The sequence below is a fragment of the Barnesiella sp. ET7 genome (assembly GCF_024733785.1).
GTDB lineage: Bacteria > Bacteroidota > Bacteroidia > Bacteroidales > Barnesiellaceae > Barnesiella > Barnesiella merdigallinarum.
Window position 1 is genome coordinate 14,181 of the sequence record NZ_JANRHM010000026.1, and the last position, 21,049, is coordinate 35,229.

At 41.9% G+C, this 21,049-nt stretch carries 23 protein-coding genes; 14 read left to right on the forward strand and 9 right to left on the reverse strand.

The window, feature by feature from the left end:
• The first annotated feature begins 21 nt into the window (after positions 1-21).
• The 14 genes from NW211_RS12980 (at position 22) to NW211_RS13045 (ending at position 13,407) form a co-directional block, all read left to right on the forward strand.
• Positions 22-471: a hypothetical protein gene (locus NW211_RS12980; protein WP_258328134.1), complete on the forward strand. Its 450-nt coding sequence runs from the start codon at positions 22-24 to the stop codon at positions 469-471.
• Positions 472-492: 21 nt separating this feature from the next.
• Positions 493-1,077: a DUF4234 domain-containing protein gene (locus NW211_RS12985; RefSeq protein ID WP_258328135.1), complete on the forward strand. Its 585-nt coding sequence runs from the start codon at positions 493-495 to the stop codon at positions 1,075-1,077.
• Positions 1,078-1,086: 9 nt separating this feature from the next.
• Positions 1,087-1,380 carry a hypothetical protein gene (locus tag NW211_RS12990; RefSeq protein ID WP_258328136.1) on the forward strand — a complete coding sequence of 98 codons (294 nt, stop codon included), beginning with the start codon at positions 1,087-1,089 and terminating at the stop codon, positions 1,378-1,380.
• 58 nt (positions 1,381-1,438) lie between these two features.
• The gene (locus NW211_RS12995; protein WP_258328137.1) at positions 1,439-1,942 is read left to right on the forward strand and encodes a hypothetical protein; all 504 of its coding nucleotides are present in this window, start codon (positions 1,439-1,441) and stop codon (positions 1,940-1,942) included.
• Positions 1,943-2,057: 115 nt separating this feature from the next.
• Positions 2,058-2,747: a hypothetical protein gene (locus NW211_RS13000; protein WP_258328138.1), complete on the forward strand. Its 690-nt coding sequence runs from the start codon at positions 2,058-2,060 to the stop codon at positions 2,745-2,747.
• A gap of 11 nt (positions 2,748-2,758) precedes the next feature.
• Complete coding sequence (locus NW211_RS13005; RefSeq protein WP_258328139.1) at positions 2,759-3,277, forward strand: hypothetical protein; 519 nt, start codon at positions 2,759-2,761, stop codon at positions 3,275-3,277.
• A gap of 8 nt (positions 3,278-3,285) precedes the next feature.
• Positions 3,286-3,726 carry a hypothetical protein gene (locus NW211_RS13010; protein WP_258328140.1) on the forward strand — a complete coding sequence of 147 codons (441 nt, stop codon included), beginning with the start codon at positions 3,286-3,288 and terminating at the stop codon, positions 3,724-3,726.
• Between the two features lie 19 nt (positions 3,727-3,745).
• Positions 3,746-4,744, forward strand: a complete 999-nt coding sequence (locus tag NW211_RS13015; protein WP_258328141.1) for a WG repeat-containing protein — start codon at positions 3,746-3,748, stop codon at positions 4,742-4,744.
• A 30-nt stretch (positions 4,745-4,774) separates the two neighbouring features.
• Positions 4,775-10,570, forward strand: a complete 5,796-nt coding sequence (locus NW211_RS13020; RefSeq protein WP_258328142.1) for a DUF3320 domain-containing protein — start codon at positions 4,775-4,777, stop codon at positions 10,568-10,570.
• Positions 10,571-10,593: 23 nt separating this feature from the next.
• Complete coding sequence (locus NW211_RS13025; RefSeq protein WP_258328143.1) at positions 10,594-11,637, forward strand: toll/interleukin-1 receptor domain-containing protein; 1,044 nt, start codon at positions 10,594-10,596, stop codon at positions 11,635-11,637.
• Between the two features lie 73 nt (positions 11,638-11,710).
• Positions 11,711-12,031: an inorganic pyrophosphatase gene (locus tag NW211_RS13030; protein ID WP_258328156.1), complete on the forward strand. Its 321-nt coding sequence runs from the start codon at positions 11,711-11,713 to the stop codon at positions 12,029-12,031.
• A gap of 8 nt (positions 12,032-12,039) precedes the next feature.
• A complete protein-coding gene (locus NW211_RS13035; RefSeq protein ID WP_258328144.1) occupies positions 12,040-12,513 on the forward strand; it encodes a hypothetical protein in 474 nt (157 codons plus the stop codon).
• Between the two features lie 17 nt (positions 12,514-12,530).
• On the forward strand, positions 12,531-13,001 hold the full coding sequence (locus NW211_RS13040; RefSeq protein ID WP_258328145.1) for a GNAT family N-acetyltransferase: 471 nt from the start codon (positions 12,531-12,533) through the stop codon (positions 12,999-13,001).
• 7 nt (positions 13,002-13,008) lie between these two features.
• Positions 13,009-13,407: a hypothetical protein gene (locus NW211_RS13045; protein WP_258328146.1), complete on the forward strand. Its 399-nt coding sequence runs from the start codon at positions 13,009-13,011 to the stop codon at positions 13,405-13,407.
• A 62-nt stretch (positions 13,408-13,469) separates the two neighbouring features.
• Here NW211_RS13045 and NW211_RS13050 read toward each other — a convergent pair whose 3' ends face one another.
• The 9 genes from NW211_RS13050 to NW211_RS13090 all read right to left on the reverse strand — a co-directional run.
• On the reverse strand, positions 13,470-14,492 hold the full coding sequence (locus tag NW211_RS13050) for an LPD29 domain-containing protein (RefSeq protein ID WP_258328147.1): 1,023 nt from the start codon (positions 14,490-14,492) through the stop codon (positions 13,470-13,472).
• Between the two features lie 11 nt (positions 14,493-14,503).
• On the reverse strand, positions 14,504-14,713 hold the full coding sequence (locus NW211_RS13055; RefSeq protein WP_258328148.1) for a hypothetical protein: 210 nt from the start codon (positions 14,711-14,713) through the stop codon (positions 14,504-14,506).
• 11 nt (positions 14,714-14,724) lie between these two features.
• The gene (locus NW211_RS13060) at positions 14,725-15,336 is read right to left on the reverse strand and encodes a hypothetical protein (protein ID WP_258328149.1); all 612 of its coding nucleotides are present in this window, start codon (positions 15,334-15,336) and stop codon (positions 14,725-14,727) included.
• Between the two features lie 11 nt (positions 15,337-15,347).
• Complete coding sequence (locus tag NW211_RS13065) at positions 15,348-15,923, reverse strand: hypothetical protein (RefSeq protein WP_258328150.1); 576 nt, start codon at positions 15,921-15,923, stop codon at positions 15,348-15,350.
• A gap of 29 nt (positions 15,924-15,952) precedes the next feature.
• Positions 15,953-16,897, reverse strand: a complete 945-nt coding sequence (locus NW211_RS13070; RefSeq protein WP_258328151.1) for a hypothetical protein — start codon at positions 16,895-16,897, stop codon at positions 15,953-15,955.
• An 84-nt stretch (positions 16,898-16,981) separates the two neighbouring features.
• Positions 16,982-17,269 (reverse strand): hypothetical protein, encoded by a 288-nt coding sequence (locus NW211_RS13075; protein WP_258328152.1) that lies wholly within the window; start codon positions 17,267-17,269, stop codon positions 16,982-16,984.
• Positions 17,270-17,281: 12 nt separating this feature from the next.
• Complete coding sequence (locus tag NW211_RS13080; protein WP_258328153.1) at positions 17,282-17,596, reverse strand: hypothetical protein; 315 nt, start codon at positions 17,594-17,596, stop codon at positions 17,282-17,284.
• A 12-nt stretch (positions 17,597-17,608) separates the two neighbouring features.
• Positions 17,609-18,112 (reverse strand): hypothetical protein, encoded by a 504-nt coding sequence (locus tag NW211_RS13085; protein ID WP_258328154.1) that lies wholly within the window; start codon positions 18,110-18,112, stop codon positions 17,609-17,611.
• 11 nt (positions 18,113-18,123) lie between these two features.
• On the reverse strand, positions 18,124-21,049 hold a 2,926-nt coding region (locus NW211_RS13090; protein WP_258328155.1), incomplete at its 5' end, for an N-6 DNA methylase.

Below are 21,049 nucleotides of genomic sequence, written 5' to 3' on the forward strand. Positions count from 1 at the left end.
CACTCATTACGCTCAACTATTATGGGAGAAACAATTAGACAAAGACATTCAGCATCAACCGCATCATTAGTGATCTTAATGATACTATATGCTGCAATATCGGTGTATCTTATTTACATAAGTAAATATGCAATTTGGGGATTTGCTACTGAGGAAAATGCTCAGAAGTTCTTTTATTTTCAGCACGACATGGTAGACTTGTTCGTTAATGGATTTCTTGCGATGGGAATACTATATGCAATTAATGCAATAGGAACTTTCCTTATCATCAAATGGAAGAAACTGGGTTATTGGATTGTACTTGGAGCGTCTATTTTAGCTCTTCTTATAGATGTCATACTATTATATAATGGTGGTAACACATCTGATGGTATCGCATTTTGCATTGCAAGTATTTTATCTCCAATTATACTTTGGGCGGTTCTCCAATTCAAAAGCGAATCGCAATCTTGCTGGAAACTACTTAAATAACAAACAATTAAAAATACAATTATGGGACAGACAAATTACACTATTAACGAATACGGCGAAATAATTAGAGAGGACTATTTCTTCTCACAAGTAAAAGGAACAACTCCACAGGTGCTACCTACAAATCGTAAAGTGTGGAAGATATGGTTACTATCTTTCCTTACATTAGGCATATATGGAGTAGTTGTTATGTTTGCAATGGCAAAAGAAACTAACATCTCTTGTGCGGAAGATGGCAAGCATACAAGAGGGTTTTGGGGTGCAATATTTCTCTCCATTATCACGCTAGGCATCTACGGTTTCGTTTGGTATTATAAATGGGCAAATCGAGAGTATGAGTATCTAACTAGAAATAGAAACCAAGGCGGAATACTCAGTGGCGGTAGTTTGGTATTTCTAATGTTAATCACATTTATATTAACATTCGCATTACAATACGCCTCAACATTGTATCAATATACACATTCCGGAGATTTAGCACTGATTGTTATGATACTTTATGTTGCTCAAATTATATGGGGAATATTTGTAATGTCTCGCTATGTAAAGCAGCATAACACTGTCAACAAAATATATAATCTTAACACTTTCGGCCAAAAGGCGTAATTATCGATTATGGGATTCTTTAAACGCCTCTTTGGCTGTAAAAAGAAGACGGAAACTACTGAATCAGGAGATGTCTTTTCATCTCCTGACCTACAGTTTTATGTAAATTTCGAAGAAACAGTCTTTGGACCCTTTTCCTTGTCAGAGATTAAGGAATACCCTTTACTTGAGGATACATTGATTACAACCAATACTCTTGGCGGAGAATGGTACGAAGCGAAATATTTTGAATGTTTCGATGAGATGTTTAATCCTCACCTGGGCTTCCGCATTGCAGAAGATGGAACAATAATAAGAGAATAGTACATATCAAGGTATAAGCTATACGGATAGTGATATAAATCAAAAATCATTAACAATTATGGGAATGAATAATAATATTAATGGGAATTACGCAATTGAAGAAGATGGAACAATCAAGCGTCCATATAGTGAGTTGGATACTGCAATGTTAAACATCATACGAGTCGGAGCTAATAAAGATGATATATTAGCGGCATATAAAGCTCGTAAGAAATGTTATCAAATTTGCAAAGAAAGTGCAAAACGACCAGATTATAAAGAGTATGTTGAGACACTACAATTAGACAATTTCCCGAACGAATTGAAGAAAGCGGATTATGGGAAACAATATGTAAATCTTCGTAGATGGCTTATTCTCTGCATTATTGTTGGTGTAAGTTGTTTGGGGTTAGGATTGTGGGTACTATATTACAACTCGATGTATAGCACACATTTTGAAGAAGTTTTGTTAGGCTTGGCTTTTGTCGCAGTAGCTGTTGGGGTGTATTTTGTTGTGTCAAAATTCTTGGTTAAGAAACTTTCCAACATTTCTCAAACTATTAAAAGCATAAAATCTGTATAAAATGGGGACCCTATTGCTACTCGCAATTGTAATTTCATTATTAGCATATTTCGCATATAAGTATTACAACAATCCCGATCCGCGTAAGGAGTTTTTGAAAAGACAAAAACTCCTTATGAAAAATATGGATAAAACTCTTCGCAATGTTGAGAAACATAAACTCGAAGAAGAGAACACGGCATCGTCCTCTACGACCTCATATGTAATAGAAGAAGATGGTACAATATTGAGGCAGGATAATGATACTAAATCAGAATTAGTAGCCCAAAATGATATAAAAAACATTAGCACCTTTTCGACCGTAAGCGAAAAACTCTTGGAGAATAGCAGTCGTCCTCGTATTACTTCTATTCAGACACAAGAAGAGGCCGCGCAGGAAGAGTTTATTCTTAGAAAAAGAATGTTGGCAGGGGAACAAATAGACTTTTCTCAGTGTAATAGTCTCCTTGATACGGTTAATGATGTCGAATTATGGGAGATTATAGTGAAGAATCATTTAAGCCAACCTAATAGGCCACCCGTCGATATTATTAACAATTATTCTTCTGAGCGAGCTGTTGAGTTTATGGAGATGATATATCGTATTGTTAGTTCTTGTGTGGCAACAAATAGTGATTGGTGCCAATTGCCCCCAGAGTTTCTAAAGAATATTATTGTTTTTTCAAAGAATATTGATGCTTTATATTGTATTGCAGATATGCAAGAATCCGATTTAATGGAGTCCGAATATGATGAATGTTTATTTAATGAACTTAAACAGCGTGCATATAATAGATATAATTTCCTAACTACGACAAGAAAGTAAACATTATGGGGATGGATTTCAAGGTTAATGAGTATGGTGAAATTATCAGAGGTGATAATGAATTATTCTCTCTTGAACTGAAATATTTAAAAGGAGTACCTCTAAATATTGAAGTTAGAAAACGCTTGGCAGCAGAATCTCAGAACTTGCAAGTGCTTGAGGCTTGTTTAAAAGAAAGAGCCATCACTGTGAGAAGAATTGTTTGGGATAATCCGCATCTGACGCCTGAAATGCGTATGGAAGCAACTAGACAGAGACTTATTGATAAAAAAACTGTTGTACACCCAAATAATCCAGTTAAGCCAGCAATGGTTAATCTTAAAACAACAAGAAATAACAAAACATTGCCTATACAGAATCTAGAAACAGATACTTCTTGTTCACCGACTCATATCAACAACAATTATGAGGGAAATCAGCTTGACAAATCGCGACCAATAGCATATAAAGTTGCAATAACTATTCTTATAATTTTAATATTATTAGGTCTATCTATGATTGTGGGAGTATTTCTTGAAACTTTTATTTAATTTAGAGTATGGGGGGTAATTATAAAATTAATGAATATGGTGAGGTTATTAGGGATGTTAAAATACCTAATGATTTAGCTGGATATGAAGACGCTTTATTACGCGGAGAAAAACTCAAAGCCAATATTCGAAGGAAAGTTGCTAAAGAGACTCACAATGAAAAGGTTTTATGGATGTGCATTAGAGATACTGCAATAACGGTAGTTACAGCAGCAAAAGAGAATCCCATACTAACCACTGAAATGAAAACCGCAATTTCCAAAGAAGAAAAGGCGTGGGAACAACTCAAACAATATAAGTTCCAGGAGGAAATAAAAAGACTCGAAGAACTTGAAAAGAACAGCAAAGATGATAGTGGGAATAAAGGCTGTTTGTGGTTTATTATTATTGCATGTGCTCTTGGGGCGTTATTCACTTATCTATCAGGTGAAATGTGGTTCCCCTTTTAATTCTCTATAAAATTTTAACATGGGACAAGAATTTAAGATTAACGATTGCGGAGAAATAATCCGTGAGAAACTGCCTAAGAAACGAAATGTTATCTTTAGAGTAATTATAGGAATATTTGGATTGGTATGCATAATCATAGCATTCCCTTTTATAGTAGGAATGATAAGGTATGGAGAGGGCATACCTGGAGATAATCTTGGAGATTATTTTGACAATCGTATTTTGGTTTGGCACAATGGTAAAAGGGGGTATATCGATAGATTAGGTCGTGAGGTAATCCCTATAAAATATGATGCTATAGATTATTTTTCAGGCTACAATCAAATGATAGTATGCGAGAACGATAAATGGGGTTTATTAGATTATGAGGGGAATGTTATAATTCCCATTGTATACGACAAAACTGTTTCATTCTTGCAACAAAATTATTGTGTCGCTATTAAAGATGGCAAAGCTGGTGTTATTGATAAACACAACAATGAAATAGTATCATTTGCTCATGATCCAGAAACACTTTGTTGTTATGAAGAACTGGGTATAATTGTTTGTGATCGACAAGGACGGGTTGGTGCTTTTAACTTTAATAAAAAGATAATAATACCTTTTGTCTATAGCAGAATAGGCTATTTTAATAATATCGGTAAAGCGATTGCTATAAAAAATGGCAAATATGGAATTATCGACAATAAGGGGAATGTCGTTGTAGATTTCCTATATGATGAAATGGGAGACTATGGCGAATGCTATATTGGTGACGATAGATTGATTTCTATGAGAAAGAAAAATCGTTGGGGATTTATTGACGATAACGGTAATGAAATCATTTTACCTCAGTATGAAGAAGTAAGAGACTTTTTCGGAGATTGGGCTCCTGTAAAGAAAAATGGGAAGTGGGGTTTTATTGACGAACAAGGAAAGATCATAATAGATTTAATTTACGATGACCTATATAGTTATGGTGAACATTCGGCCACTGTATCTAAAGCAGGTAAAGAAATAGAAATTAATAGGCCGTAAGTTAAATTGAGCTTATATAACAACAACGACATGCTAACCGTCAGTATCAAGCAGATTCCATTGGCAAGTTTTGCCTTGGCTGTAAATAATGTTGCTATCATTAGTAGCATTACCGTAAGAAATAATACTCCCAATAATTATGAAGGGTTGAAGGTCAGAATCACCTTTGACCCTGAATTTGCTGATACTGTCGTGGAACATATCGTCAGTCTGCCAGCTCACGAGAGTTGGAAGAAACCCGACATTCATCCTTCGATAAACACATCGTATCTTTGCAATCTCACAGAAAAGACCAAGGCAACGACTACAGTTCAGGTCTTATCAAAAGATGGAGAGGTGCTTGCTGAAGCAAAGAAGGATTTGGAGGTGCTTGACTATTGTCAATATTGGGGTAATACATTTATGTCGCAGTATTTGGCAGCGTTTGTCACTCCACGCCATATTGCCCTTGATCCGATTATCAAGCGAGCTTCGGAATTACTTAACAAGTGGACTGGTAGCAGCTCGTTAAGCGCATATACTCACGATGTACCCAATAGACCAAAGATGATTATAGGTGCGTTGTACGAGGCTATCTCGGAGCAGAATATCACCTATTGTTATCCCACAGCCACTCTTGCAAAACATGGACAAAAGATTCGTACTTGCGAGGAGTTGTTGAGTGAAGACAGAGGCAAACGAGGCTGCTGTTTGGATATGGCATTGCTGATGTGTTCGTGTCTTGAAGCAGTAGGTATGCACCCGCTATTGATACTGCAGGATGACCATGCCTTCCCTGGATGCTGGCTTGTAAATGACATGTTTGCAGATAGTGTCAATGATGACCCGTCTGTAATCACAAAGCGCACAGCCGAGGGGATCAATGAGATTCTCCTGGTAGAGACAACCTGTGCAAATGAGGGCAATAAAGTTCCATTTGAACAAGCCATCAGCGTTGCAAATGATAACATCAAGAATATTGAGAAGTTCTCATTTGTTTTAGATATTGCCCGCGCCCGATTGGCAGGTGTTCAGCCTATACCTCAACGAATATATAATGGCCACGAATATGAGGTTATAAACCCAGAGCCAGATGAGCGCAGACACTCTTCCCCAGAGGGCGTAAGCGAAACTTTCACTTTCAAGAAAGATGAGAATGAGTTTAGTCGCTTCGATTTGTGGGAGCGCAGACTGCTTGATCTGAGTACACGCAACAATCTGCTTAACATACGATTTTCCAAGAATACGCTCCGCTTTATGGTTTCATCTCTTACGGAGATGGTGCAACTGCTCTACAAAAATAGAGAGATACTTATCGTTGACCGCCCTGATGATTGGGAGACTGCTGCTGATAGCAAAGATCTGGGCGAACGAATCAATCTCAATGACTCCATAATGGATTTGTTGCGTAAGGAATTGGAGAAGGACACATTGAGGTCGTACCAAGACCCAAAAGCTCTTACCAAAACCCTGACAAGTCTATATCGTTCGGCTCGCCTCTCTATTGAGGAGAGCGGAGCTAATACACTATATATCGCTCTTGGTTTCTTAAAGTGGTTTGAGCCTGGAAAGAGTTTCCCACACTTTGCCCCTATTGTCCTTTATCCGATACGATTGGAGCGTAAATCGGCGAACAAGGGCTACTATATGGTCAGCCGTGGCGAGGACCCGCTGCTCAATGAGACGCTTTTTGAGTTCTTGAAGCAGAATTACAGCATCGAGATTCCCGATGTTACAGCCGCTATTCAGAACGAAAAAGGGCTTGACATCAAGTATATCCTTGCCGCAGTTCGCAAGGCTGTTATGGAGCAAGATAAGTGGGATGTTATTGAGGAGTCTATTATCAGCATTTTCGACTTCAATCGCTTTGTGATTTGGAACGACATCCGCACCAATCGTGAGTCGATGTCCCAGCACCCGCTTATTGATAGTCTTGTATCAGGCAAGTTGAATGAGAATATGACCGAGGAGGCGGATACCGTTGAAGAGTTGCCGTCAGAGGATATAGCCCTGCCTATTAGTGCCGACTCATCGCAGTTAGCAGCAATCAACGAGGCTGCATCGGGCAAGAGTTTTGTCTTGCACGGCCCTCCGGGAACAGGAAAGTCGCAGACAATTACCAATATCATCTCCAACGCCCTCTTCCATGGGAAACGAGTACTGTTCGTTGCCGAGAAGATGGCCGCATTGGAGGTTGTACAGAAACGCCTTGCTGCCATCGGTCTTGACCCATTCTGTTTGGAGTTGCACTCCAATAAGACCAAAAAGAGTTTGGTTATGGACCAGCTTCGCAAGACTACAGAGGTTGTGCAGCAGATGGGTGATGACGCTTTTGCAAAAGAGGCTTCACATCTTGATGAACTCAAACGAGAGCTAAATGCACACGTTGAGCGACTCCACAAGGTTTATCCTTGCGGATTGTCTATCTATGACTGTTTTGCGCAATATTCAGCAATAGATGTTCCCGAAAATAGCACAATTAAAATCTCGGATGAATACATTGACGCCCTAACGCCGGAGTTATTGCGTGACCACACTGAACTGCTTGAGAATTTCCAATCGGCAGCAAGCGTAGTCTATGAATACAACAACTCATTGCGCGAGATTGGCATGTTGGTCTATTCGCCCGATATCAGGGAGCAGATTCAGAGCCTTGTCGGTGAGATTTCCGGCAAGGTAAATAACCTGCATACTCTTGCCAGGTCTGTTGCGTCATTGATAGAATACAATGCCGACAAATTGTCAAAGGAACAGTATGAGGCACTGGTGCTTGTTTCAGAGTTTATTCTCGGGGAGGAGTTGCCTTCAACTCTCATTTCTTCGCTGGATGATAATTTGCTGAAGACCTTAAAAGAACTTGCAGAATTACAGGGTAAACTCGAGGCTCAACAGTCAGAACTGTTTGCCCAGTATAATGAGCATATCCTTGATGTGAACTACACGGCATTGCGCCAGCGTTGGATGGAGGCAGAGCAAAAGTGGTTCTTGGCAAAATTTCTTGACCGCCGCGCGGTTGTGAATACACTCTCCTCATACGCAAAGAGCGGAAGGCGTGTAAGCGATAACGATGTTATAGTGTTGTGCGACAAAATCAGTACAATACACAAACTGCAGGGCGAGGTCAATGACATTATCGATTATCTCGGCAGCACCTACAACATCAAGCGAGAACTGAAGAACCTGAACGCATCAACACTCCTATTGTACTACGAGAGACTAGGAAAGTTGCAATCGGCGTTGGGTGCATTGCAGTTGAAAGACCGCAATATGTCGGCTCATATAGCAAAAACTCTTGCAGGTGGATGTAGTCAATTCCGAGAGCAAAATAGCAAACTGCTGAACGACTATATTGCTACATATAAGGATTTCTCTGCAAATGTTTCCGCGCTTGAAGAGTTGGCAGTTACATCACTGAAACAGGATGACGAGGATTGGCTTGATGGCATTGCTCAAACTCTCACACGATGGAGCAAAGACCTTGTTAATTTGCGCAGCAAGGTGGCGTATAATGTCGTCCGTAAGCAGGTGTGTGATAATGGGCTTTCGGTGGTTGTTGAGTCATTTGAGAGTGGTCTATTTGCTCACAGCAATATTGTCAATGTTTATCGAAAGAGTCTATACAAGCAGTGTGCAAACCACTACATCTCGCTAGACAAGGAGTTGAGTTTCTTTCAATCCATACTATTTGAGGATAAGATTAAGCGATTCCGCAAACTTTGCAAGGAGTTTGAGGAGTTGACCCGCCGGGAATTGGTTGTAAGATTGTCTGCGATGTTACCTGCGCTTCGCAAGGAAGCCTCACAGAGTTCCGATGTAGGATTCTTGCAAAAGTGTATTAGAAATGGCTGTCGTGGAGTCTCTATCCGTAAACTCTTTGAGACAATTCCTGACCTTATATCGAGAATGTGCCCTGCAATGCTGATGAGTCCTCTTTCGGTGTCGCAATATCTCGGAACTAATTGGCCTCAGTTTGACTTGGTTATCTTCGATGAGGCTTCGCAAATGCCTACTTGCGAGGCTGTAGCTGCTATATCACGAGGGAAAAGTGCTGTGATTGTGGGCGACGAGCATCAGTTACCACCGACAAGTTTCTTTATGGCGGATAATTTCAGCGAGCAACACTCCGAAAGCGAGGATTTGGAGAGTATTCTCGAAGATTGTTTGGCTCTCTTTATGCCGCAGAAATACCTATTATGGCACTATCGTAGCAAGCACGAGAGTTTGATTACATTCAGCAATCGCCACTTCTATAAGAACTCACTGATGACCTTCCCATCAAATGACGATATGGCAACAAAGGTCTCGTTTGAGTATGTAAAGGGTGTCTATGAGCGTGGTGCCGGTCGCAACAATAAGGAGGAGGCAAAGGCCGTCGTAAAGGAGATTCAGAAACGACTATCCGACCCACAAACAGCATCGCAAAGCATTGGCGTTGTAACCTTCAATGTCAACCAACAATCGCTTATCGAGGATATGCTCAACGATATGTTGCGTAAGAACTCCGACTTGGAGGTTATCGCAGCACAAATGCACGAACCAATTTTCATCAAAAACCTGGAGAATGTGCAGGGTGACGAACGCGATGTAATTCTCTTCTCGGTTGGCTATGGCCGTGATAAGTTTGGCAAGGTGGCTATGAACTTCGGTCCGCTCAACCGTGATGGCGGAGAGCGCCGACTGAATGTTGCAGTATCGCGTGCAAGATACGAAATGAAGGTATTCTCATCGCTCAAAGCCGAAGATATTGACCTCTATCGTTCAAATGCAAAGGGTGTGCAGTATCTCAAATCGTTCCTTGAATATGCCGAGCGAGGTAAGGTTGCACTGATGCATATGGAATATGGAGTAAAGAAAAAGGCGAAGGATGCCTTTGTAGAGTCCGTTGCAAAGGCGCTGCAAGAAAAAGGCTATGCCGTAAATACAAATATCGGCTCTTCGGAGTATCGTGTTGATATTGGAATTATTGATCCGGAAAGCCCTGACCGCTACTTGTTGGGCTTGCTCTGCGATGGCTATAACTATGTAGCCTCTCACACTGCCCACGACCGTGATGTAACTACTCCTGCGGTACTCTCGCTACTCGGTTGGCACATATATAACATCTGGTCGGTTGAATGGTGGGACACTCCAGAGCATGTGCTTAATGGCATTATCCGAGAGATTGAGCGAGTAAAAACAAGAGAGAGAGCAGAGGATGATACGGATGACATCGTTGATGATATTGAAGATTCGGAGCAAGCGGAAGTTGTTGACAAGAATGAGATTATTGTGCCCAACTCTAACGCGAAGGAGTATATTACAAGCAATTTATCAATTCGCATTGCCGATTCTGCAATGTTCTCGCAAGGCTACTATACCGACTCTGTCGTAGAGGATATACGCACAATCTTGGATGCGGAGGCTCCCATTAGTCGCCGACTGCTAATTAAGCGACTAATCAATAACTATGGCATCAGCCGTAACGGTGTTCGCATCAACACCTACCTGACCGAAGTCTTTGAAGATATGGGACTGGTTACAAGTGGCACAGAGGATATTTTCTACTGGAAAGACAAGGAGCAACTTGAAAACTATTCGGGTTACCGTTTGGCATCAGAGCGCGAGGCATTGGATATAGCTCCCGAAGAGGTTGCACAAGCAATCCAGCAAGTGCTGAAAGAGCAATTTGCTATTGACGAGGATGGACTTATCAGCGAAACCGCCCGTTTATTCGGCTACGCCAGTGTGAGGGATAATGTAAATGTCTCAATGAAACGAGGAATAGAGTATGCGCTTAATAAAGGCATCATAAACTTGGAAGAGAGTCGATATAAATATGAATCAGACACCAACAAAAAATACAATTAGTTAATAAATTTAGTGTTCTAATTATGTATGATATTTTTATTTCATATGCTAAAGAAGATAAAGAGGTAATAGCACTTCCTTTAGCAGAGACATTGAGTAAACGGGGTTATAAAGTTTGGTATGATGAATTTGCGCTTTCTGTTGGAGACTCATTAACTGCTAGTATTGATAAAGGTATCGGTAGTGCAAAGTATGGCATAGTTATATTATCAAAATCATTCTTTCAAAAAAATTGGACTAATTTTGAGTATGTTGCACTAACTTATAAAAATGTGCAAAATCCAGGGAAACTTTTACCAATATGGTATAATGTTACATGTGAAGATGTTCAAAAGTTTAGTACTTCATTAGCAAATATCCATGCGATTATATATAATGGGCAATCGATTAAAGAGATTGTAAAACAATTAGAATATAAAATAGGCGAATATAGATATCAAGTCGACAAAAGTGGACAAATAATTCGATCACAATATAAAACTCGGGTGCCCCAATATAATATTGAATGTAACTACCAGACTATTAAAAGTATAAATACTGATGAACTTATAGATAATAATCGTTGTGTTACTACGCAAGATGTTACTATATATCCGTATACTACTGATATTAATGATTTCAAGTTCAACTTTTGGCAACATACTAAAGGTCAAATAAGACTAATATCTCATATGGTGTATAATTGTCTGACTGGAGAATTGATAAATTGCGAAAGTGAAATCATCAAGAATGACGGAACACACTTTATTTCATCTGTAAAGTTTAAATTACAAGAATGTGCACCAATAAGAGTAGTATGTAAAATTGAAACAACAGAACTGCATACTAGCCTATTTGTTAATGGTTATAGTGATATGGGGTTCACTCATAAAAAAGCTATAGAACTATTTTCTTATTATTTTGTTATGCCAAACTTAGATTTGTATAAGGATATTATTGTTTATGTAAATGATAAAGAACATCCATTTGTTTTAAGAGATGGAAAACTAGAGTTTGAATATACTGAACGAAAAATTAAGCCTGGTACAGAAACCAAGTTTAATTTTAGAAAATTGTCAATTAAATAATCAAAGGCATTTTAATAGATAACAAAGAAATGACTAAATGATAAAGTGTTGCAATGATAACTTTTGGAACTTGATGGACGTGCTAATAATCCAATCCAAAATTATTATAGACCGACCTAAAGGCTCTGCACACCCTCTCTATCCCCAAATTGTCTATGAATTAGATTATGGTTATCTTGACGGGACTAAGTCTTCAGACAATGAGGGAATAGATGTGTGGCTTGGAACAGATGCTGAACAAAAACTTGATGCGATAGTATGTACCGTTGATTTAGTTAAGAGAGATTCAGAAATCAAACTCTTGATAGGATGTACTCCCGCAGAGAAGTCATACATTAAATCATTCTATAATAAGTGGCCACAGATGGGTGGAATTTTGATTGAACGCAAATAATTTCAATTATGTTGGTGATAAGAATTATTGTATTAATAATAGCTCTTATAGCTATGGTAGTTTATGGCACTATTAGTATAGCAAAACATCTTACAAATAAAAGAAGGCCTATTAAATACGCAGAAGGTACGGCATCGGTTGATTTCTATAATGACTTAGAATCTCCGGATATTGACAGACGAAGAGTAGGAAGTCACTTTTGGATTGCATGTTGTAGAATGTGCTTAACGCTATATAAAAACAATTGGGGCTCGGAGATTGATTATAAATTCCGAGAGGATGGCTTTATTGAAACTATTCACTCCATACCAGAAGATGAAATGCCCAAATTGATGAAGTTGTGCAACAATGCCAAAAGCGAAAAAGCAATCGTTCGTTATCTGTACGACAGGTTCTCGCAAGATGGATATGCTTCATATAATAATATGCTCGTATGGCTAAAGGAGAACAACATAGAGTACTCTACTTATTGGAATGTATAAGAACGTAGCAGGGAGAAATGGAAATAACATTGGTTAGAGCAAATATACAAGATGCAGAGAATCTATGGAAGATGCAGATTGTCGCCTTCCAAGACTTGTATGCAAAGTATCAAGACTCAGAAACAAGTCCTGCAACAGAGACGCTTGAAAAAACTATATTGAGGTTAGAGCAACCATACACTTACTTTTATTACATCAAGATTGATGATACAATTGTTGGGGCAATACGCGTCATTGATCATAAAGAAGAAGGAAAGTATAAATTTCTCTCTCCAATATTCATCATGAAAGAATTTCGAGGACGGGGATATGCTCAACAAGCGATGCAGTTGGCCGAAGAGATTCACGGAAGTTCTGGATGGGAACTTGATACTATTTTACAAGAGAAAGGCAATTGCCACCTCTATGAGAAATTAGGATATAAACAGACAGGAGAAACTAAGATCGTTAACGAAAGAATGACTTTGGTCTTTTACCATAAAGAATAACGATTGCATGAAACTATACATTGACATAGATGGTGTTTTATTAAAACTTCGTGACCCACATCCCGCAGACTATGCAGAAGAGTTTATATCGTACATAGTCGAACATTTTGACTGCTATTGGCTGACAACGCATTGCAAGGGAGATACTACTCCTACTATAGAATATTTATCAGAGTATTTTACTGATATAGTTATAGAAAAGTTGAAATTCATTAAACCTACGATGTGGTGTGCATTAAAAACAGATGCAATAGATTTCAGTTCCGAATTCATTTGGTTTGATGATTACATTATGAATGCTGAATTATCTGTCTTAAAAGAAAATGACTGTGCTGATTCTGTTTACAAAGTAGACTTAGAACGAGAAAATCTACTGGATGTTTTGGAAACAATAAAATCAAGATAACATAAATCAAACTACTATAGTCGGTTGCCCAGATTTTTTATCAAGGACAACCGACTTTCCCTTTATGCTGTCTGTACCTGCTTCGCTTGCCACGCTTGATGAGCAACGATAACCTCTTGACGCTCCTTTTCAAGTAGGGCTTCGGTTTCGGGAGTGTAGCCGAGGAACTCAATGCAGCCGCTATTGTATCCTGTGAGTTTGCAACGGATACCTGCTTTCTCCAATTTATCCATTCGTTTTTGGGCGGTCTTGGCACTTGAGTATGATAGTGGCCAGAAGTATTTATCGCCACTATGTCCGTAGGAATCTTCACCTAGTACCATCTTGCCTTGTAATCGCTGGCTGTTGTGGAAACTGAAGTATGCACCGCCCAATGCCTGGCGTATTGCCTTGTGTGCAGCACCTTCGGGGTGCTTGAACACATCGGGTTTCTTGCCCTTGCAATCTAATTTTGGCAGTTCTACCTTGTATGGCTTCTTGTAGGTGCCTATACCTAATGTAAGATAGAAGTTAGTACAGAAGTAGTCGGTCATCGGATCGCTGTCATCGAAGTTGTACGACATCACAAAGTCGCAGACATTCTTCATTACTTCTTTGGCTCTGTCGGTGAGGGTGTCGTCATTGTCAATATGGTAGTGGTTAACATCGTGGTGGAACACCACGCCTTTATCCTTCTTGAACGCCTCGAAGTCGGCTTTGACAAGGTAGATATGGATAGAGTTATAGTGGTGCCTTGATACCGAGAACTTATACTTGGGATAGGTCTCCTTTATCCAGTTACGCACCAGCTCCACAATCTCAGGGGTGTGCTGTCCTTGATAGTTGCGACCTTTCCAACGATACTCGTTATATACGAAGTCGGTATACTCCTTTGCCGATGCTCCTGCGTAGTCGTTCTCATAACCTGAAGCATTTGCCGATACAGTAGTGTCGTTCTTCCAAATCTCGTGGAGTCGTTCAAACTCCACATTGATCTGCTGCATCACTTCTGTGCTACCGCCTTTGTCTGGGTGATTCTCCAAAGCCAATCTGCGGTACTCCTTCTTGAGTTCCGCCAATGAATGTATATTCTTAAAGTAAGCCATAGTAGTAGATGTTAGTAGGTTAATACCATTGTGAAATACTCCATACACTCGGACTCAATGCCGAGGCCACTGCAAGAGAGTTCAATGTCGCTCTCTTGCAGGTCGTTTACCTCTTGCAGTTCTCTGAGGTGGAGTATCTCATCATTCAGATACTCCTTTGCGGTAGCTTCATCGCAGTTACACGAGCCACATATTCTTTCGATGATTTCATTCTCAGCCATAGTAGTAAGCATTAAGATTGTGATTTGAAATAGAGTTCTCGTTGAATATCGTAGTCTTGACTATTCCACCAATCGTTACAGGCATCTACAAAGGATTGTGAGCCGTCTTCCGAAGAGTAGTCAGTCTCGTGCAATCCTGTTATGCTCTCCATCGTAATGAAGTCGAGGTCTTTCCACCAGTCTTCCATACGCTGCTTGTAGTCGCTCAATGTGCAGAAATTCTGACTCTGTTCACAGTCTGCACACCATTTACAGTCCGTATCGTCATCATCTACATCACTTAGATACTCATTGGTATTGGCATTTACCCAAACCTGAATCTCAATTTTTCTTGAACCGCAAGCATCACAAACATATACATCGTCATCGTGTGGCTCCTCTCTTGTTGCCTTGCCGTCATAGAGTGTCACAGCACGATTAACAAGCAGTTTGCGGTTGTTGTCCGAGAGTTCGGCATAGAAGCGTTCTGCCGCTCCGAGTATTGATTTACTTGCAAGGGAGTTCCACTTCTCCCAAAAGTGCTTATAAGCACCTCCGAAAGTAATCTTGCACTCTTCCTCTCCCCAAGCATTCCACATATAGTAGTGGAAACTAGATACTGCATTTACAGGGTCTAATTTCATAGTCGTAATCATTAAGCGTTATTATCTCTGTTCTCTTCCAACTGTTGCCATATGGCATCGTATATCTCATATAGCCAGTCGATATTCTTTGCTCCGAGTTCAAAGGGTGTGGAACAAGTCACCTCATTGTTGCCAATCTTGTCGTGAGCAATTACCGTCATGCTATTGTCCGTTACTTTTACTCCCATTACTTTGCACTCGTATGGGTCTCCGTCCCAATTGAACCATATCACCCATACAGGATCATACTGTTCTTCGGGAAAGGTTATCTCTGTCAGCCCGTGCGAGTAGAGCAACTGCCGTATGGCATCTATGATGTCCTTACGGAGCGTCTCTATTCTGTCGGAGAAGTCCATCTTCAGACGCTTTATTTCGTTTTCTTTCTCTGTGTAGGACAGAATCTGCATATCGGGGTGAACATCGAACTCCCAATCCACCTCGTCATCATTGAGTGTGGTGTGGATGTTTCCACCCAATACCAGCCCGCAATCCCTTGTTACCATTGTGCGTGCTTCATTGCGGTCATCTGCCGCTACAGTGTAAGTACCCTCGAAGAGATATCTTACCTTTACTTCAATCTTTTTCATACATTGATATTTTTATGGTTAATACTGATTTAGTTTGCCGGAACGATGCTTACCTGCTTACCAAAGAAGGAGTCGCAGACACCATAGACATGCTTGATGGAGCAATCATACTCGGAGCGTTCATTGTCAAGTCGCAGGCGGAAGCCATAGCCGTCCTTGCGTGCCTTATCCAGTCGGATTCTGACATCGCTCTTGAGTTCCATTTCTATCAGACTGCCACCGCCATACATCGAGCTGAACAGCCCGCAGGTGTTACCTTTGGGGATAATGACCTCTTTTATTTTGAAGTCGGCATCGTAGAGGTCTCTGAGGTTTACAAGACCGATATAGGTAAGCAGGTTGGCTCCACAGCAGGAGTTCTCCAACTCCTGGCAGAAATCCTCGTAGGATACCTGCTCCTTGCCGTCACGATACTTTCTGTTGGGGAATCTGCCATATACCGTATAGCCTTTCTCCGTCAATGCCTTCTTCACCTTTGCAGGGTTGAGGCGGAGTGTATCAACCATATCTCCGAAGTAACTCTCCTTGTATCGGAAGCCACCTTGTGACTCTAACCAGCAGGAGTTGATGCAGTCGTAGTTGGATAGCATCTCCACACGCACAGGAATATCTCTGGTGTTCTTGATAAGGTCGTTTACCGTTGTGGAGTCATCACGCTCACGTATCTCGTCCCTTATCTCATCATCGTGTTCCTCGAAGAAGGCTTCTACTTCGTCCTCCTCAAAGTCGTGGAAGTCGACGCAGTGGCTCTTCAGTCCCTTGATTATCTCCTGTGTTGCCTGCTCTTCGGCATCCTCATACCATTCCTCGACCTTTGACCAAAGATCCTCGCAACCTTGTTTTTCAAGACACTGTTGCAAGAGGCCTCGGCTTTCGTTGAGGCTTTCCCGATAGTCCACCCATACGAGGGTGTAGTTCTCATCCATTATGCTTTCTATGAACTCCATTGTGAGTGTTTTCTTTGCTTCGTTCATTTGTCATTACCTGTGTACGGCAGGATTCGGTTTCCCGTACATATGTCTATAAATGCGAAGAGCGACCTTGTGGCCGCCCTTCGGTTACTCATTACCATTGAATATCTCTTCGTATCTCTCTTTCTCCATCTCCGTCTCTGCATTGAAACTGAAATGTGCCGAATATCGGTATCCAGTTCGTGGATTGCCACCGAACTTTTGGATAGCCATATCTATCTCCCAGTCCACTTCACCTATGCCGAGCGATATGTGGTCATAGTGCAGCAGGTGGTGAGCCAGTCGCAGTGCAGAGTCGCTCTTTCTCTCTTGCCTCAGATGGCCGAAGGCTCGTATCGCTATCTCTCTGTTGGATACCTTGATTGTCGTTTCCATATCCTTTGATGATTAGTTGAATACTCTCTCATCATTCTCTTTATCTCTTGCTGCAAGCATACAGAACGGCATATCCAATATGCGATGCGAGAAGCACATATCGGAGTTGTAGTCCGTGCGTTGCCACAGTGTGAACCTCTCATCGGCAAACGACCATCGGAAATATCCCGACAGTGAGCCGAACTGAGGGTTTACATTCCTTGCTATGAGATACCTGTTCACATCCATAATATGCTTTGCTATGAGTATGATGTTGAGTATCTCCACAAATGCCAACTGCGAGTATGGGTCAATCGGCGTTACCGGTCCTTTGAAACTTATTTCCATATATCCTTTATTTTAGTTGTAGTTATCATCGAATATCTCATACTGAAGAGGAAGCATATCGCAGAAGTTACCCGATATGCCTGTATATACTAAAGCATCATCAGCGATGTCGGCAAGTTCCTCTTCTGTTTCCTGTATGGTGTTACCGTATACATCTTGATAGTGCGACACCATCATATGCGGATCATCGGTTGTTATGTCATATCCGAAGTGTTCGCTCCAAGTGACGAAATACTCCCTTTCGTTCTCGTCGAGCCTTTCCATGGCATCGCGTATCTCGAAGAAGTTGGGACATATCCACTCACGGCTTATCAGCCTGTCGGGTATGTTCTCCCACTTGGTATATCTATATTCCGGTTCCTCTTCTTCGGGAAAGAGGTCGGAGCAGGCACAGAGAAATTCTCCCATGTCGCTGTAGTCGGACATCTGCACCCAGTAGTCCTTGTACTCTTTCCCGTCCAGAATGTGCTGTGTGGTTACGGCAACCTCGGCATTGCTTAAATCCATATTATCCATAGACTTTCTGTTTAACTTGTTACTCGCTGGCTTCCCCAGCTGATATGTATCTTACCCTCGCTGTCCGTAGAGCGTATCAGCAGACTGTCTATTACGGACATTGTGATATCGAACTCCTCGAAGATTTCCGACTGCTCTTTCACTTCTCCCGTCTTGATGAACTCGTTGAGACGCTCTTTGGTGAGTACCAATGCCATCAGGTTCTGCTCAACGGAGTCCTCGTAGGTGACATAATGCACATCCTTCATCTCCTTGGAGTCAAGGCGTATGAAGCGGAAGTAGAACTGCTCCATCTTGGGTATGTTCCATTGCAGTGACTCCAGTATCACATCGTTGCAGGTGGGTATGTTTACCGAACTGCTCAGGCTCTGCTGCGTGCATATCAGTATGCCGTTGATGGTAGAGTCGAACTCCGTCACGATGCTTTGACGCTTCTTGAATGCCACATCTCCCTTCACGACATATATCGGTCTGTCGGGAAAGCGTTCACGGATATAACTCTCATAGAGGTCAAAGGCGGCAAGTGTGGTACAGCCGATGGCTACCTTGCCCGGTATCTTCCGTATCAATGTTTCTATGTATCGTGTCTTGCTCGGATAGTCATCGCCGTAGTATCCCGATATGAGGTGTGGAACCGAGCAAGCCTTGATAAGCAGCTTGATCTGCCGCATAAGCCTCAGTCCTGCATCCTTCTTTGTATCACCCGTGCTATTGTAGTATAGTTCGCATATACGGCAGAACTCCTCAATGATGACACGATATACCTCGTGTTCACCCTTTGAAGGGCTTACGGTATGAGTCCGTATCTTGTATTTCTCGCCTGCAAAGTCGCGGAACTTACGGGTGATGATGGTCTTGCCTATGAGGTCGAAGAGTTCTTCCTTGTTATAGACATCCTGATTCTGCTTCTCTATGCCGAATACCGTTGCCTTGCCCGGACAGTGGCAGGCACGGAACAGCACATGACCTCTGAACGCTGGGAACGGCTCTCCGCAATGGAGGTTTCTTTCACACTCTATCTCCTTATCTCGGTTCTCGTGGTAGATACTGCTGCACCAACAAGTCATATTGACCGAGTTGTTATAGAGCAACTCAAACTGGCTGTATAGCTCTGCGATATTGTTACGGGTGGTTGTTCCCGTATCGAGAATCTTGTACTTGAGTCTGCGGAAGACTGTCAGGATATGCCTTGTACGCTGTGATGACGGATTGGTAATCTCATCCGACTCATCGAACACGAGGCATAATTTCCTTGAGGACAGTTTCACAAACCGCATAAGGTCGCGTTTGAGCTTGCCTACCATAGAGGTGGATAGCAGCAGGAAGATACCTCTCGGCACATCTTCAAGATCCTTGTATGTGCGTATCACTCTGTATCGCTCCTTGTTGATGGCGAGGAACGGAGTCCAGGTCATATTGGTGGCAATGGCAGGGGCAAGTATCACAACATTGCGTACCTTGCCATATTTGAGCAGGTATTTGGCTCTGTGATATACAGCGGCAGTCTTGCCGGAGCCTTGTTGCCAGTTGAGCAGAGCGTATCGCTTCTGAAGCACAAGGTTCAGGTCGTGCTTCTGCAATCGGGTAAACTCGCATACCTCGCCATCCTTGTTTACGAAGGTGGCATTATCGAGATATTCGGCAAGAGTATCGTCCGTTTCCATATCCGAAAATGGCTGGTTCTGTATATCGTAGAGCCTACGCTTACGGCGGATAATACGCCCCGCAATGCGTATCTGTCGCATATTCTCTTCGGTTGCTATCTCAGGCATAGGCAGCGCTGTGCTATCCAATATGAGGTCATTGATGCTTGCCGCCTTGTGTTCCACCTTATCAAGCAGTCGTGGTGCATACTGCTTGAGCTTGAAGCCGTAGGAGGTCTTTACCAATGCCACCTCCTTGCGTGGTACGACATTCTGTGAGGTGATATACTTGCGTATGGTGGCAAGTACCTTGGCAGTAGTGAGCTTCTTGCGTTCCCACTCCTTCATCTGCTCGTTGGTGGCATTCTCAGGAGGCTTCTGGTTACGAAACTTGGTAACAAGAGCTACAGCCTTGTCGATATGCTTGTTGAGCCTTGCGTGAGCCTTCAACTCGTACATATACTTGGCGAGCTTGTACTCGAACTGTTCCAACTCCTCCTTGTCTATGCGGTTGGTCTCACGCATAAGGTCAAGACGCAGGCGGTGCTTCATCTCACGGGCTTTCTTCACACGCTCCTTGAGTTCTGCCATAGAGACAAACTCCTCGGCATTGTAGGGATTCATCTCTATATGCTGTGAACGACGCAGGAAGACCATTATCTTAGTGTTGAAGTTATCTACACCTACCGATGTGAAGGCGTGAGGTGACAGTCTTGTCTGTCCGATGAAGGAGAAGTCCTCGTTTACTCTTCCTGCACGGCTCTTCTCCCAGAACTCATTCTGCATAAAGGAGGCTGGAACGATGATCATCAGGAAGCCTGCGGGATTGAGCAGATGATAGGCTTTGTCAATGTAGTACTCCTGTGATAGTCGGAAGTCGAACTTCAGATTGAAGGGAGGATTACCGATGATGGCATCAAAGCGTTGCTCGGAGTGGTACTGCTGTATGTCGCACTTCTCGATATGTGCATCGGGATAGAGATACCTTGCCACTGCCACAGCCTTGCTGTCTATGTCAAAGCCGTAGGCGTTGTGTTGGTTGGGCAGATGGTTGAAGAAGTTGCCCATACCGCAACACATATCGAGAATCATATCTGATGATGTGGGAGAGAGTACATCTACCATATCCCGACATACCTCGTGCGGTGTAAAGAACTGTCCCATCTCGAACTCCTTCTTTGCCTCGGCATACTCGTGGTAGCTGGCGAAGTCCGACTGCTTGAGGTTATGCAGTCCTCCGATACCCGTATAGCAGTTGTATATACTCTCCGCAGGAATCATATCCTTACCGGAG